Origin of the sequence: Pectobacterium wasabiae CFBP 3304, assembly GCF_001742185.1 — a bacterium.
Classification (GTDB): Bacteria; Pseudomonadota; Gammaproteobacteria; order Enterobacterales; family Enterobacteriaceae; genus Pectobacterium; species Pectobacterium wasabiae.
The window spans coordinates 4122379-4137081 of the sequence record NZ_CP015750.1 but is presented as its reverse complement, the minus strand read 5'-3'; the positions used below and the strand labels follow the sequence as shown (position 1 = coordinate 4137081).

The window sequence follows — 14703 nt, the reverse complement described above, 5'->3', positions numbered from 1 at the left end:
CAAGAATCATGCGAAGGCCGCATGATGCCATTAATAGGAAGAAAAGGGTAATGCCTGCCGTTTACCTGAGTAATAAAATAATCCTATTGAAGGTGTTGACATTTTATCGCCGAACCAGTTAACTAGTACGCAAGTTCAGTGCGCAGACATTGATCGGTACACAAACAGCGAGATGATGATAATGGCAACGCAGAAAATGATGAAACATGGTTGGTGGCGCGCTTCCCTATCGCGGGTGGACTAATCACGCATCGCTGTTATCACACATGCAGATATTCCCAGACCCGCTTAACTAAGCGGGTTTTTTATTTGATGGGCACAACATTTAACGGGTAGCAAGAATGCAAACAACACAACCTAAACTGGAACTGCTACGTACTGAGGCCGTTTATCGCAACGACCCCAGCGCTATCTTCCATCAGCTCTGCGGTGCCAGACCTGCCACGTTGCTGTTAGAGTCCGCTGAAATCGATAGCAAGGAAAACCTGAAAAGCCTGTTGATCATTGATAGCGCACTGCGTATCACCGCTCTAGGCCAACAGGTTTCCGTTCAGGCATTAACCGCAAACGGTGCCAACCTGCTACCGCTTCTGGATGCCGCGCTGCCTACAGAAATTCTCAATCAGCCGCTTCCGAACGGTCGTGAACTCACCTTCCCGCTAGCTGATGCTATGCAGGATGAAGATGCCCGCCTGCGTTCGCTGTCCGTGTTTGACGCTTTACGCCAGATTCTAACGCTGGTTGCCTGCCCGACGGATGAGCGTGAAGCCATGTTCCTCGGCGGCTTGTTCGCCTACGATCTGGTCGCGGGGTTTGAAGAATTACCGGCGCTGAGCCAACAGCAGCGCTGCCCGGACTTTTGCTTTTATCTAGCCGAAACCTTACTGGTACTTGACCACCAAAAACGCGTAACCGCCCTGCAAGCCAGCCTGTTTACGCCAAGCCAGAGTGAAAAGCAGCGTCTACAACAGCGTCTGGAGCAATTACAATCTCAGCTCACCCAGCCTGCTCCTGCGCTGCCGCGTCAGTCTATCGAAGACATGACGCTGAGTTGCAACCAGAGTGATGAGGCCTTTGGTGAAGTCGTCGGTCAGATGCAGGAAGCTATCCGCATCGGTGAAATTTTTCAGGTCGTGCCGTCACGCCGTTTCTCTTTACCCTGTCCTTCACCGCTGGCCGCTTACCAAACGCTGAAAGATAACAATCCCAGCCCTTACATGTTTTACATGCAAGATCAGGATTTCACGCTGTTCGGTGCTTCGCCGGAAAGCTCGCTGAAATACGATGCCGACAGCCGCCAAATCGAAATCTATCCGATTGCTGGCACCCGTCCACGCGGCCGTCGTGCTGATGGCTCACTGGATCGCGATCTCGATAGCCGCATCGAGCTGGAAATGCGTACCGACCATAAAGAATTGGCAGAGCACCTGATGCTGGTAGATTTAGCTCGTAACGATCTGGCACGTATCTGTCAGCCGGGTAGCCGTTACGTTGCTGACTTGACCAAAGTTGACCGCTATTCCTTTGTGATGCACCTGGTTTCCCGCGTGGTTGGCACACTGCGTGAAGATTTGGATGTCCTGCACGCCTACCGCGCCTGCATGAATATGGGCACGCTGAGCGGCGCACCGAAAGTCCGGGCGATGCAGCTAATTGCCGAAAGTGAGAAAACCCGGCGCGGTAGCTACGGCGGCGCGGTGGGCTACTTCACTGCCCACGGCGATCTGGATACCTGCATCGTCATTCGCTCCGCCTATGTTGAAGACGGTATTGCCACCGTTCAGGCGGGAGCGGGCGTGGTTCTGGATTCTAATCCGCAGGCCGAAGCCGACGAAACACGCAATAAAGCCCGCGCCGTGCTGCGCGCTATTGCCAGCGCGCACCATGCAAAGGAGATCTTCTGATGGCCGACATCCTGCTGCTCGATAATATCGACTCATTCACTTACAACCTGGTGGATCAACTGCGCTCCAGCGGTCACCAGGTCGTAATTTACCGTAACCATCTGCCTGCCGACATCATCATCGCGCGGTTACAGCAGATGGAAAAACCGATTCTGATGCTCTCCCCCGGCCCTGGCACCCCAGCCGAAGCGGGCTGTATGCCGGAGTTGCTGCAACGCCTGCGTGGTCAGTTGCCAATTATCGGCATTTGCCTCGGCCATCAGGCCATCGTCGAAGCCTACGGCGGCCATGTCGGTCAGGCAGGAGAGATCCTGCATGGCAAAGCATCTGCCATTGACCACGATGCCAACGGCATGTTTAGCGGTTTACCGCACCCGCTACCCGTTGCCCGCTACCACTCGCTGGTTGGCAGCAGCATTCCTTCTACGCTAACCGTCAACGCACACTTCAACACGATGGTGATGGCGGTGCGTAACGACGCGGATCGCGTTTGCGGTTTTCAATTCCATCCGGAGTCGATCCTGACCACGCACGGCGCTCGACTGCTGGAGCAAACGCTGGACTGGGCGCTGGCTTAAGGAGGGATACGATTATGCAACTGTCTTCTACGCAACAGCCTTTTAAGACACGGGAACCGTCTACTGCTCAGGATGTATTTATCATGCAAAACATATTGGAAAAATTATACCGCGCGGAAAATATCAGCCGTCAGGAAAGTCAGGCGCTATTTGGCGCGATTATTCGCGGTGAACTGGAAGCTAGCCAACTGGCAGCGGCGTTGATTAGCATGAAAGTACGCGGCGAACATCCCGATGAAATCGCCGGTGCCGCCACCGCATTACTGGCCGACGCGCAGCCGTTTCCGCGCCCAGACTATTTATTTGCCGATATCGTTGGCACGGGCGGTGACGGCACGAACAGCATCAACATCTCAACCGCCAGTGCCTTCGTTGCCGCCAGTTGTGGCCTGAAAATCGCCAAACACGGCAACCGCAGTGTGTCCAGCCGTTCTGGCTCATCCGATTTGCTCTCCGCTTTCGGCATTAAGTTGGATATGAGCGCGCAGGATTCACGTCAGGCTCTGGACGATCTGGGCGTGTGTTTCCTGTTTGCTCCGCACTATCATCTGGGTTTCCGCCATGCCATGCCGGTGCGTCAGCAGCTCAAAACGCGCACCGTCTTCAACGTGCTGGGACCGTTGGTTAACCCGGCACGACCACCGCTGGCGCTGATTGGCGTATATAGCCCCGAATTAGTTCGCCCTATCGCCGAAACGCTGAAGGTGCTGGGCTACCAGCGTGCCGCTGTCGTACACGGCGGCGGGATGGACGAAGTGGCACTTCATGCACCGACGCAGGTTGCCGAGTTAAATAACGGCGAGATCGAAACTTACGAACTGACGCACCGCGATTTCGGTCTGGATGCGCATCCGCTGTCGGCATTACAAGGCGGTACGCCGGAAGAAAATCGTGACATTCTCGCGTCGCTGCTACAAGGTAAAGGTGAACGCGCACACGCCGCTGCGGTTGCCGCCAACGTTGCTTTGCTCCTGAGATTGTTCGGACAAGAAGATCTGCGCCAGAATGCGCAACAGGCACTTGAAGTCATTCATAGCGGGCAGGCTTATCAGCGTGTTATCGCCCTGTCCGCCAGAGGATAATGGAACCATGCAGGAAACCGTATTACATAAAATTGTGCGTGATAAAGCGCTCTGGGTTGCTGAACGTGAGAAAGCACAGCCGCTGGCCTCTTTTCAGCATGAAATCGTCCCCAGCCAACGCGACTTTTATCAAGCGCTGAAACAGGATAAACCCGCCTTTATTCTGGAATGCAAAAAAGCGTCGCCGTCGAAAGGGTTGATCCGCGACGATTTTGACCCAGTGGAGATTGCTCAGGTCTATAAAGGTTATGCGTCCGCCATTTCCGTGTTAACCGATGAGAAATATTTTCAGGGCGACTTTGCCTTTCTACCACAGGTCAGCGCGGCAGTACATCAGCCGGTGTTGTGCAAAGACTTTATTATTTCGCCCTATCAGATCTATCTGGCACGCTACTATCAGGCCGATGCTATTCTGCTGATGTTGTCTGTACTGGACGACGAGCAGTATCAGCAACTGGCCGAGGTGGCGCACAGCCTGAAGCTGGGCGTGTTGACGGAAGTCAGTAATGAAGAGGAGCTACAGCGTGCCATTCAGCTTGAAGCACGCGTCGTCGGGATCAACAACCGCGACCTGCGCGATCTCTCCATTGACCTCAACCGTACCCGGACGCTTGCACCGCGTCTGCCCGCTGGCGTAACCGTGATCAGTGAATCTGGTATCAACCGCCATACGCAGATCCGTGAACTCAGCGCCTTTGCTCAGGGATTCTTGATCGGCAGCTCGCTGATGTCCGAGCCAGATCTGAACGGTGCGGTACGCCGCGTTATTCTGGGCGAGAACAAAGTCTGCGGCCTGACGCGCGCAGCAGATGCACAGGCAGCCTACCAGGCTGGCGCACTCTATGGCGGATTAATCTTCGTTGCCAGCTCTCCACGCTATGTTGACGCCAAACAAGCCGCCGATGTCATCGCCGGAGCACCACTGCGCTATGTCGGTGTTTTCCGCAACGCGCCCGTCGAACACATCGTTGCTATCACCACGCAGTTGGGGTTAGCCGCCGTTCAACTGCACGGCGATGAAGATCAACAGACAATCAACCAACTACGCCAGCAACTACCTGCGACCTGCCAGATCTGGAAAGCGCTGAGCATCGCAGACGTGCTGCCAGAGCGTAATCTCACCCACGTCGATCGCTACGTGTTTGACAACGGTCAGGGTGGCAGCGGTAAAACCTTCAACTGGTCGCTGCTGGACAATCAATCACTGGATAACGTGCTGTTAGCCGGTGGTCTGAATAGCGATAACTGCGCCCTCGCGGCACAACAAGGTTGCGCAGGGCTGGATTTTAATTCCGGGGTAGAAAGCGAACCGGGAAAAAAAGACTCACATAAAATTGCTGCGGCTTTTATGACGTTACGTCAGCCGCAACACTAAAACAGACGGGAAAATTATGACATTACTCAACCCTTACTTCGGTGAATTCGGCGGACAGTTTGTGCCGCAGATCCTCATCCCGGCGTTACGCCAATTAGAAGAGGCTTTCGTCAGCGCACAGAAAGATCCTGAGTTTCAGGCCGAGTTTACCGACTTGCTGAAAAACTATGCGGGTCGTCCAACAGCGTTAACCCTGTGCCAGAATCTGACGGCCGGGACGAAAACCAAGCTGTACCTGAAGCGTGAAGATCTGCTGCACGGCGGCGCACACAAAACGAATCAGGTGCTTGGACAGGCCTTGCTGGCTAAGCGTATGGGTAAAAGTGAAATCATCGCTGAAACCGGTGCGGGACAACACGGCGTCGCGACGGCGCTGGCTTGCGCCCTGCTCGGCCTGAAATGCCGCGTTTATATGGGCGCAAAAGACGTTGAGCGCCAGTCGCCGAACGTCTTCCGTATGCGCCTGATGGGGGCCGAAGTGATTCCGGTTCATAGCGGTTCCTCTACGCTAAAAGATGCCTGTAACGAAGCGCTGCGTGACTGGTCCGGCAGCTATGAAACGGCACACTATCTGCTGGGAACAGCGGCGGGTCCGCATCCTTATCCAACGATCGTACGTGAATTCCAACGCATGATTGGCGAAGAGACGAAAGCACAGATCCTGGAAAAAGAAGGTCGCCTGCCGGATGCGGTTCTGGCCTGTGTCGGCGGCGGCTCAAACGCGATTGGGATGTTCGCTGATTTCATCGACGATACTGACGTCCGTCTGATCGGCATTGAACCTGGCGGCTTAGGCATTGAATCTGGGCAGCACGGTGCACCGTTAAAACATGGTCGCGTCGGTATCTATTTCGGCATGAAGTCCCCAATGATGCAAACGTCTGACGGACAAATTGAAGAGTCCTACTCTATTTCCGCCGGGCTGGATTTCCCGTCCGTCGGCCCACAGCACGCCTACCTGAACAGCATCGGCCGTGCCGACTATGTCTCGATTACCGATGATGAAGCGTTGGATGCCTTCAAAGCGCTCTGCCGTGGTGAAGGTATTATTCCTGCGCTGGAGTCCTCCCACGCATTAGCACACGCCTTGAAGATGATCAAAGCGGAACCGGAGAAGGAGCAACTGCTGGTGGTCAATCTGTCAGGTCGTGGTGATAAAGACATCTTTACCGTGCACGATATTTTGAAAGATCGGGGAGAAATTTAATGGAGCGCTACCAACAGTTGTTTACACGCCTGGCAGAGAAAAAAGAAGGCGCATTCGTCCCGTTTGTCACGCTGGGCGACCCGTCCCCTGAACAGTCACTGAAAATTATCGATACGCTGATTGCTGCGGGTGCCGATGCGCTGGAGTTGGGTGTACCCTTCTCTGACCCGCTGGCGGATGGCCCAACCATTCAGGCGGCCAACCTGCGTGCTTTTTCCGCAGGTGTCACACCTGGGCAATGCTTCGAAATGCTGGCGGCCATACGTCAGAAATACCCGGAAATCCCGATTGGCCTGCTGATGTATGCCAACCTGGTCTTCAGCAACGGCATCGATGAATTTTATCAACGCTGCGCCGCGGTTGGCGTCGATTCGGTTTTAGTGGCGGATGTTCCCGTGGTCGAGTCGGCCCCTTTCCGTACCGCAGCACTACGACACGGTATTGCCCCTATCTTTATCTGCCCACCCAACGCTGATGATGAACTGCTGCGCGAGATAGCCTCTTATGGCCGTGGCTATACCTATCTCGTTTCACGCGCAGGCGTGACTGGGGCAGAAAAGCGAGCTCAGTTGCCACTCAATCATCTGGTTGCCAAATTGAACGAGTATCACACTGCCCCGCCGCTGCAAGGATTTGGCATTTCCGATCCTGCCCAGGTGCGGGAAACTCTCGCATCGGGTGCAGCAGGTGCCATTTCTGGTTCTGCCATCGTGCGGATTATCGAAAAAAATCTGAACCAGCCCAGCGTAATGCTGTCTGAGTTACAGACCTTTGTGAGTGAAATGAAAGCAGCAACACGTTCATAACACGTTTCAGGCGCGCGATTTGTACTTAGCGCAAGCAATGTCGCGCGCCAAATAGTGTTTCAAATTATTTCTTATTTAATCGCTGCTAAATATTTTCAATTATTATTCTATGTTCAAGTTATTATAATTGTAATAAAGGATTTCAAATTGAAATAATTATTTAACGCCACATCAAATAAATAAATTAATTACCTGCTATTTTTTAATCCGCATAAATCCCGCTAATAAAACACGAAGAAAATCACAGAATTGAGATCATTTAAAATTTTCTCTTTTTGAAGATCTTGTTCACATTACTGTAAGATAAAATAAATAGAATGAAATCGCTGAACAAAGTGGCAGCGCGTTTTTTAAATAATAATTCTCTTCAACATGGGATAATAAAATGAAAGTTAAAATTTTGACGATGATGGTAACTTCCTTAATCAGCTTAAGCTCCATGGCTGTTACGATTGACTACCGTCATGAAATGAAAGATACCGCAAGTGCCAACCACCAGGATCGTTTACTGATGTCTAACCGTTTTGACAACGGTTTTGGCCTGTCAATGGAAGCCAAGTGGAAACAATCAGGCAAAGATAATACACCTAATAAACCGTATAACGAAACAGTCAGCAACGGTACCGAAGTGACCGCCAGCTACTTGTATAAGTTCGATAAAACCTTTGGGCTGGAAGGTGGTTTGAATATGGTCACCAGTTCAGACGACAACAACTATCGTCCTTACATCAAAGGCACCGCCAATATTACTGATTCTCTGTACTATGGCCTGCGCTATCGTGCATCTTATTTACGTAGAAGTAATAAAATTACTACTACAGAGCCTACCGATATGAAAGGCTATACCATCACCAGTACGCTGGGTTATAAACTGCCTGCGAACTTTGTGGTTGAATACGAATTTGAATACGACAAGAAAACCAAAGCCGGCTCTGTTGGTTACGTTGCCGACAGCGACAACTATGGCCTCACTCATAACGTTAAATTAGCGTATAAATATGACAAAAACTGGACACCATACGCTGAAGTCGGCAACGTAATTGGCAGTACAACCACTGATGAGCGCCAAACTCGCTACCGTGTTGGTGTGCAATACGCGTTCTAATAGTTAATAAAGCTATATAGATAAGTGTTGTAGTAATAAATAGTATTTCTTTATTGGTTTGTTATTTCCTGTCTATAAAAATGGCGAAGTTATTCACTTCGCCATTTTTTTATGACGTGCCATCCCTTACGGGCCGTTGCTGACACAACGTTAAAAATAAGTTCGCCATCAGAAACGATAACCCACGCCAAACATAAAGGCCCACGGATCAAGTTTAGTATGGATACTTTGCTGATCGTTACCGGCTTTAAATTTCACATCGGTATCAATATCCATCCACCACACGGACATATTGAGCAACCAGTTTTTATCCAGGTTGTAATCCAATCCGGCCTGCGCCGCAATGCCCCAGGAATTTTTCAGGCTCAGATCGCTCAGACCTGCACCTTTCCCCGTATCATTAAATTTCTCATCGAAGAACATTGTGTAGTTCAGACCAACCCCCAAATAGGGACGTAATTTATCTTGAGCATCGCCAAAATAGTATTGTGCAACCAGTGACGGTGGCAGGTGTTTAACTTCAGCAATCGTTCCTGTGCCCGGTGTACCAACTTTGTGTTTGAACGGTGTGGCGGCGAGCAATTCAACACCAATATTGTCCGTCACCATGTAACTGAAAGTCAGACCCAACTGAGTATTGTTGCTAACCTGAAACTCCCCCAACCCCAGCACGTTGTCCGAGCTTTCAGCAGGACGCACGGTGGCCGAACCGGCCCGAACAATGAAATCACCCGCTTGATGAGCCTGCGCAAATGCAGGCATGAGCGCTGCTGCCAACAATAAGAAAGATGTTTTTTTCATTACCCACTCCATTTATAGGGTTTAAATTTCGAACAAAATATACCCCCAAATAGGTATTATTGTTTTAAGTCAGATCACATCCCCTAAAGGTTTTACGTCAAAACCAAACCAAATCATTTACCACTAACCAATTAAAATTCATGGAATTGATCTAGATCAAAAGTAGCGAAATGTATAAAACGTGTCATTGATAACGAGGAAAATGACAATGGGTAACCATGCCACATTGATCCGTAACGAAGGGAAAAGCAGCATTGCATCGTTGATGGGGTGCCACAGCACGAATTAACAGGTTACAATCGTAAGTTAAGTTCTTTCTGTCGATTTATTTTTCAAGGAGCCTGCATGCCTATCACGGCCACCGCGCTATACCGTGACGCAATGAATTTTACCCGCAACCAGTTCATCAGCATCCTAATGATGTCACTGTTAACGGCATTCATTACTGTCACCATGAATAACGCCTTTTTGCCCTCAGTGGATGAATTACAGATTCTGCTACAGTCCATTAATGATGACTTTCCAGCTTCAGCCAAGATCGGCTTGATGGACCTGGTCCAGCAACTGACGTCAGAACAGAAAAACGTGTTACTGAAAATTTCGGTAGCCGATATTTTTTCTACATTAATCGGCAACTCATTACTGGTCGGCGGGGTGTTAATGTTGATCCAGTTGGTTTCTAATGGACAACGAACCAGTGCGCTACGTGCTATTGGGGCATCGACACCTTTTTTACTTAAATTGTTTATTTTTCTCTTACTCTGCATCTTGCTCATCCCACTCGGCATAGTGCTTTTTGTTGTTCCCGGCATTTTACTGGCGATTGCATTATGCTTGTCCCCCGTGATTATAGTGGCAGAGAAAAGTGGCGTGTTTCATGCGATAAAACTCAGCGCCAGGTTGGCTTACGATAATTTACGCATTACCGCCTCCGCGATTGTGACGTGGATACTAACGAAGATCGTTATCTTGTTACTCGTATCCCTGTTACCGATCTCATCACCAACGGTAATGGCCGTGGTGCTAAATGGGCTCGGCAACCTGATTTCCGCTATCCTGCTCATTTATCTATTCCGCCTTTATATGCTGCTGCGTGCTTAATCGTCGCGCCTTGCCTATGTCATAACGAACTGACATAGGCTTCGCAGATCCCCGACCGCTACCAACCCAATCGTAATTCTCTGCAAATTATTACAATATCTCGGGAATGGTGATCCACAATAAAGGATAATGGCGTGAGCTACCGGATAACTCTTGCGGGTTATGATTACGACACTGTTGAGTGATGGATTGATATAATGAAGCAACTTCTTGATTTTATACCGTTGGTCGTTTTTTTTGCGGCCTATAAACTTTATGACATCTATATCGCATCGGGTGCACTGATTGCGGCAACGGCGCTGTCACTCGCGGTAACCTGGGTGATCTACCGTAAAATAGAGAAAATGACGCTGGTCACCTTTGCCATGGTCGTCGTTTTTGGTTCGCTAACGCTGGTATTCCATAACGATCTGTTTATTAAATGGAAAGTGACCATCATCTACGCCTTGTTTGCCATTGCCCTGCTGGTTAGTCAGTTTGTCATGAAACAGACCCTGATTCAGAAGATGCTGGGTAAAGAGTTGACCTTGCCACAGCCTGTTTGGGGGAAACTCAATTTCGCCTGGGCTATGTTCTTTCTGGTGTGCGGGTTGGTTAACATCTATATTGCTTTCTGGCTACCGCAAAGCGTTTGGGTGAATTTCAAAGTCTTTGGACTAACCGGTGTGACGCTGCTGTTTACGCTGGTAAGTGGCGTCTATATTTATCGCCACTTACCCAACGACCCAGAGAAATCAGAAGAAGAAAAAAGCGAGCAACAGTAATCGCTAAACCGAGGCATACACAATGAGCATACAAAACGTGTTACCACAGGGTGAACTGGTTCTCCGCACGCTGGCAATGCCAGCCGACACCAATGCAAATGGGGATATTTTTGGTGGCTGGTTGATGTCGCAAATGGATATCGGCGGCGCGATTTTGGCAAAAGAAATCGCCGAAGGGCGTGTCGTTACCGTAAGAGTTGATGGGATGTCGTTCTTAAAACCTGTCGCCGTCGGCGATGTGGTTTGCTGTTATGCGCGTTGCTTACGTACTGGCCGTAGCTCCATTAACATAAACGTTGAAGTCTGGGTAAAGAAAGTCTCCTCTGAACCCATTGGCCAACGCTATCGGGCCACCGAAGCGTTATTCACCTACGTCGCCGTTGATGAAGAAGGCCATCCACGTGAGCTGCCCGTCGGTAAAAGCAACTTCACGCCAAGCGAGTAACGTCAGACATCAGGCGGAGCGCTTGTGGTGTCAGTACGACGTCATCTGTCTGGAATGATTGCCGGGTATACAGAATTAACGAAAACGGGGCGTCATCTATCAAAAATGACGCCCCGCTTCTTTTTGTGTATTGGCGAGTGTTATTCGACCGCCGCCCCACCATCAATTTTAAACACGATGGTCACAACCAGATCTTTACCTGGCTTGCTCGCTTCGTAACGCCATTTACGCATCGCCTGTTTGATGTCACGTTCGAACATATTGCGCGGTTCAGCAGAAAGTACCCGAACGTTGTCAACGCGCCCGGACTCATCCACATCAAACTGCATTTTTACTCGCCCTTCAACGCGTAGAGAGAACGCACGAGCCGGATACTGTGGCTGCGCACGGCTCAGCGGACGTGGCCCACTCGACTGCGAGCTTGCTGCTGGTGCAGGCGCCTGTTTCACTGGCGCATTATTAACATTGCGCGTCGGCTCTTCGCTGGTAAACGGCGAAGGTGGCTGTTTTTCAACGGTCGGCTCACGCTTAACCGGCTTCGGCTGCTCAACCTTCTTCACGGGCTTAGGCTCCGGTTTAGGTTTCGGCTTGGGCTTTGGTTCGGGTAACGGTATCACTACCGGCTGCGGCACGGGTTCCGGTTCTGGAATCGGTTCCGGCTCAGGTTCTGGCTGCTTAACAGGCTCTGGTTCAGGGGCTGATTTAGCAGCAGGTGCCGCTTCGTAAGTTGCGGGATTCACCATCACAACGCTGATGGGTTTAGACTCCTGCGGTAATTCGATTGAATTATTAAACGAAGCGTACAGCAAACCTGCAATCAGTGAACCGTGGAAACCAACTGAAAGTACGAATGGCCATGAGTAACGGCGGGTTAAAAAAAATTTTTTTTGCGGCATAGTCTGTCTTTATCCTCTTATGCCGCCCAAGTTTAAATGCAAATAGCAATCATATTCAATAACAACCCGTGGAATTGTAAAAAAAACAGAAATCGTGGGGGGATTACTCTGGCAGATCAACCTATTGTCCTCGAGCTATTGTCTTCAAACAACATCACGTATGATAGTAGAAACACGTTTATCTTACCGATAGTGTTTGGCAGTTGGGGAACCCTACCCGGAATCCCGAACGCGAGAATCTACCTTCCTACCCGTGAGGCCGCTATGCTCTATGTCATTTATGCTGAAGATAATGTTGATTCCTTAGCGAAACGCCTGTCAGTCAGACCAGACCATCTTGCCCGTTTACAGATATTACGCGATCAGGGGCGACTCATTACTGCGGGCCCGTTACCGGCTATCGACAGCGAAGATCCCGGTCAGGCTGGTTTTAGCGGTTCTGTCATTATCGCCGAATTCGCGTCGCTGGATGAGGCAACAGCATGGGCCGACGCCGACCCCTATATTGCAGCCGGTGTCTATCAACACGTCAGCGTGAAACCCTTCAAAAAAGTGTTTTAAACATTCGATTGATACAGGTCATGGTTACACACAAAAAATCATGGCCTCTTACCTCCCCGCCAAAAGCTGAAATATTTTAGTCATTTAACCGTGATAGTTTGACCGCTATTCATCTATAAAGGGTCAACAATCATGTTAATGCCTGCGGTTTTGCGAAACGGAATTGCTACTCTCCGCCGCCGTCATCGCTTAAGTATTCTCTCCGGATTGTTATTGATCATTGGGTTATTTTCTTTATTGCAATTGGTTTCTATCGGCGTTATTTCTCAAACGATGACACAGGTCCGACAGGATATCTCCGCGAATGAGGGCCTTCGACAGCAACAAGCGGTAATGGATAAAGCACGGATGGAAGTGATGAATGCCAGCGACAAACTTAACCGCGCGGGTATTTATCTGCTGGTAGACAAAGAAACAGGATCTGAAGGCAGTTGGCATAGCCTGATGGATGAAGCGGAAGTGTCTCTGAAACAAGCACAAGCGCACTACCAGCTACTGGGGACAGCCACGACAGATGAAGCGGACACACCAGCCTTTGCCGATTTGAAAAAAAGTTACAACCAGCTTTATTCCGGGCTGGTCGAACTGGCCGAAGGAATCAAGACCACTAACCAGATCGATATCTTTTTTGCTGTCCCGATTCAGGCCTACCAAAGCGATTTTACCCAAAAATATTCGCACTATCTGCAAGATACCGATGCACTACAAAAGCAGCATGGTCAACAATTCTTATCCTCTCTCGATCGCGCGAAAACCATTTTTATCACAGTACTGGGGCTCTTACTGGCGATCGCCATCGCAGTGTGGATTGCCGTGAATCGAATCATTATTCGCCCCCTGACACAAATCATTGCCCATTTAAAACGGATTGCCGCTGGCGATCTTTCTCATTCGGTCAGCACAGAGACCCGCGGCACACGCGAAGTTGAGCAGCTTAATACCAACGTCATTCAAATGCAGGAAGGCTTGGTCACGTTAGTTAATCAGGTTCGTCAGGGCGTTGACCACATGGTGGCACAGGTCGATCGCGTCGCTGCGGATAATCATCAACTTTCTGAGCAGGCGAATCGCCAATCTCGTGAGCTTAAAGCCACGACTGAACACGTTATTCAGCTCAGCCAACATCTGGAAAAAAATACCCAGCATACCCAACAGGCCAATTTGCATGCGGAAGACACCAGCAAAATTGCCACACAGGGTGAAACGATGATGAATGACGTCAAGGCAGCGATGTCAGACATCGCAGGTAGAACGCGAGAAATGACGGAAGCGATTAGGATGATTGAAAACGTCGCATTCCAGACTCACATTTTGTCCCTGAATGCAGCGATTGAAGCCGCACGGGCTGGGGCAATGGGACGCGGGTTCGCTGTTGTCGCACGAGAAGTTGGCACGCTGGCTTCGCAAAGCAGTCACTCTGCGCAGAATATTAATGTGCTGATCCGTGATTCAGACAACAGCGTAACCGCGGGAACACGGCTGGTAAACAAGCTGAACGACAGCCTACAGAACATTATTCAGACAGCGAAAGGAACAGGCACGTTTCTGAGCGAAATATCGGAAATATCGCACCAGCAAAATGAAAGCATTCATGAAGTGACGGCTCGACTCAGCACACTGAACGACACCGTCAGAGAAAATGCGGGCCAGGTTGAAGCCTCCGCGCACACCTTCACCTCACTGCTGGAGCAAACGGAACGTCTCAATGCCTCAGTATCATTGTTTCTCCTTCCCTCGACAGAGCATGACGTTAATCTGATGATTGACCAGAGAGAAATGACTCAACGTCTTCCAATGGTGGGATGAGTCGAAAATAAAATAAGCCAATAGCGTGATAAAAAATAGCGACCATATTTCGGGCCGCTATTTTTCTCACTGACTTACCACTCGTAGGCTACCGCATAGAGTAACGCCCGCCGTTGGTGCTTCTGCTGCAAATAACGAGCAGAGCGAATATGGCGATAGGTGCGCGACTGCGCTTCCAACCAGCGACTTCTTCTACGCTGGACCTGACGTAACATCCGCCAACGGCCCACTTCATTCCGACTGCGTTTCATGATGCGACTCTTGTTAATCCA

Annotated in this window: 13 protein-coding genes, 2 pseudogenes and 1 other annotated feature; of the genes and pseudogenes, 12 read left to right on the top strand and 3 right to left on the bottom strand. The window is 50.1% G+C overall.

Annotated features, from left to right (window positions below; all coding sequences use genetic code 11):
• Nucleotides 1-205: 205 nt before the first annotated feature.
• Nucleotides 206-310: a sequence feature (Trp leader region), on the top strand.
• A 31-nt stretch (nt 311-341) separates the two neighbouring features.
• The 7 genes and pseudogenes from A7983_RS18900 (at nt 342) to A7983_RS18870 (ending at nt 8057) form a co-directional block, all read left to right on the top strand.
• Nucleotides 342-1904 (top strand): anthranilate synthase component 1, encoded by a 1563-nt coding sequence (locus A7983_RS18900; RefSeq protein ID WP_005968669.1) that lies wholly within the window; start codon nt 342-344, stop codon nt 1902-1904.
• Nucleotides 1904-2474: pseudogene (locus A7983_RS24905) on the top strand (glutamine amidotransferase-related protein); the annotation flags it as partial. The gene A7983_RS18900 and the pseudogene A7983_RS24905, both read left to right, overlap by 1 nt.
• Nucleotides 2475-2574: 100 nt before the next feature.
• Nucleotides 2575-3564 (top strand): annotated as a pseudogene (gene trpD / locus A7983_RS24900) (anthranilate phosphoribosyltransferase); the annotation flags it as partial.
• A 7-nt stretch (nt 3565-3571) separates the two neighbouring features.
• Nucleotides 3572-4939, top strand: coding sequence for a bifunctional indole-3-glycerol-phosphate synthase TrpC/phosphoribosylanthranilate isomerase TrpF (trpCF, locus tag A7983_RS18885; RefSeq protein WP_005968676.1), 1368 nt, complete (start codon nt 3572-3574; stop codon nt 4937-4939).
• A gap of 13 nt (nt 4940-4952) precedes the next feature.
• Nucleotides 4953-6146, top strand: coding sequence for a tryptophan synthase subunit beta (trpB, locus tag A7983_RS18880; RefSeq protein WP_025919071.1), 1194 nt, complete (start codon nt 4953-4955; stop codon nt 6144-6146).
• Entirely contained in the window at nt 6146-6952 is an 807-nt protein-coding gene (gene trpA / locus A7983_RS18875) for a tryptophan synthase subunit alpha (RefSeq protein ID WP_005968680.1), read from the top strand. The genes trpB and trpA overlap by 1 nt, the downstream gene beginning before the upstream one ends.
• Nucleotides 6953-7337: 385 nt before the next feature.
• Nucleotides 7338-8057: an oligogalacturonate-specific porin KdgM family protein gene (locus A7983_RS18870; protein WP_005968682.1), complete on the top strand. Its 720-nt coding sequence runs from the start codon at nt 7338-7340 to the stop codon at nt 8055-8057.
• A 168-nt stretch (nt 8058-8225) separates the two neighbouring features.
• Here the strand turns inward: A7983_RS18870 and ompW are convergent, their stop codons facing one another.
• On the bottom strand, nt 8226-8858 hold the full coding sequence (gene ompW / locus A7983_RS18865) for an outer membrane protein OmpW (protein ID WP_005968683.1): 633 nt from the start codon (nt 8856-8858) through the stop codon (nt 8226-8228).
• A gap of 345 nt (nt 8859-9203) precedes the next feature.
• On the opposite strand from ompW, the gene A7983_RS18860 reads away from it, so the two are divergent.
• From A7983_RS18860 to yciA, 3 genes are all read left to right on the top strand, one after another.
• Nucleotides 9204-9959 (top strand): YciC family protein, encoded by a 756-nt coding sequence (locus tag A7983_RS18860; protein ID WP_005968685.1) that lies wholly within the window; start codon nt 9204-9206, stop codon nt 9957-9959.
• Nucleotides 9960-10156: 197 nt separating this feature from the next.
• Nucleotides 10157-10723 carry a septation protein A gene (locus A7983_RS18855; protein ID WP_005968688.1) on the top strand — a complete coding sequence of 189 codons (567 nt, stop codon included), beginning with the start codon at nt 10157-10159 and terminating at the stop codon, nt 10721-10723.
• 22 nt (nt 10724-10745) lie between these two features.
• A complete protein-coding gene (yciA, locus tag A7983_RS18850; RefSeq protein ID WP_005968689.1) occupies nt 10746-11168 on the top strand; it encodes an acyl-CoA thioester hydrolase YciA in 423 nt (140 codons plus the stop codon).
• Nucleotides 11169-11308: 140 nt separating this feature from the next.
• On the opposite strand, the gene tonB is transcribed toward yciA, so the two are convergent.
• Nucleotides 11309-12064 (bottom strand): TonB system transport protein TonB, encoded by a 756-nt coding sequence (gene tonB / locus A7983_RS18845; protein ID WP_005968691.1) that lies wholly within the window; start codon nt 12062-12064, stop codon nt 11309-11311.
• A 264-nt stretch (nt 12065-12328) separates the two neighbouring features.
• On the opposite strand from tonB, the gene A7983_RS18840 reads away from it, so the two are divergent.
• Together A7983_RS18840 and A7983_RS18835 are read left to right on the top strand one after the other, a co-directional pair.
• Nucleotides 12329-12625, top strand: a complete 297-nt coding sequence (locus tag A7983_RS18840; protein ID WP_005968694.1) for a YciI family protein — start codon at nt 12329-12331, stop codon at nt 12623-12625.
• A 132-nt stretch (nt 12626-12757) separates the two neighbouring features.
• Nucleotides 12758-14431 (top strand): Tar ligand binding domain-containing protein, encoded by a 1674-nt coding sequence (locus A7983_RS18835; protein WP_005968696.1) that lies wholly within the window; start codon nt 12758-12760, stop codon nt 14429-14431.
• 74 nt (nt 14432-14505) lie between these two features.
• On the opposite strand, the gene A7983_RS24010 is transcribed toward A7983_RS18835, so the two are convergent.
• A complete protein-coding gene (locus A7983_RS24010; protein WP_005968698.1) occupies nt 14506-14682 on the bottom strand; it encodes a YciY family protein in 177 nt (58 codons plus the stop codon).
• Nucleotides 14683-14703 lie beyond the last annotated feature (21 nt).

Coding starts and splice junctions, on each gene's coding strand:
- A7983_RS18900 (WP_005968669.1), top strand. CDS start 342: ATGCAAACAACACAACCTAAACTGGAACTGCTACGTACTGAGGCCGTT.
- trpCF (WP_005968676.1), top strand. CDS start 3,572: ATGCAGGAAACCGTATTACATAAAATTGTGCGTGATAAAGCGCTCTGG.
- trpA (WP_005968680.1), top strand. CDS start 6,146: ATGGAGCGCTACCAACAGTTGTTTACACGCCTGGCAGAGAAAAAAGAA.
- A7983_RS18870 (WP_005968682.1), top strand. CDS start 7,338: ATGAAAGTTAAAATTTTGACGATGATGGTAACTTCCTTAATCAGCTTA.
- ompW (WP_005968683.1), bottom strand. CDS start 8,858: ATGAAAAAAACATCTTTCTTATTGTTGGCAGCAGCGCTCATGCCTGCA.
- A7983_RS18860 (WP_005968685.1), top strand. CDS start 9,204: ATGCCTATCACGGCCACCGCGCTATACCGTGACGCAATGAATTTTACC.
- A7983_RS18855 (WP_005968688.1), top strand. CDS start 10,157: ATGAAGCAACTTCTTGATTTTATACCGTTGGTCGTTTTTTTTGCGGCC.
- yciA (WP_005968689.1), top strand. CDS start 10,746: ATGAGCATACAAAACGTGTTACCACAGGGTGAACTGGTTCTCCGCACG.
- tonB (WP_005968691.1), bottom strand. CDS start 12,064: ATGCCGCAAAAAAAATTTTTTTTAACCCGCCGTTACTCATGGCCATTC.
- A7983_RS18840 (WP_005968694.1), top strand. CDS start 12,329: ATGCTCTATGTCATTTATGCTGAAGATAATGTTGATTCCTTAGCGAAA.
- A7983_RS18835 (WP_005968696.1), top strand. CDS start 12,758: ATGTTAATGCCTGCGGTTTTGCGAAACGGAATTGCTACTCTCCGCCGC.
- A7983_RS24010 (WP_005968698.1), bottom strand. CDS start 14,682: ATGAAACGCAGTCGGAATGAAGTGGGCCGTTGGCGGATGTTACGTCAG.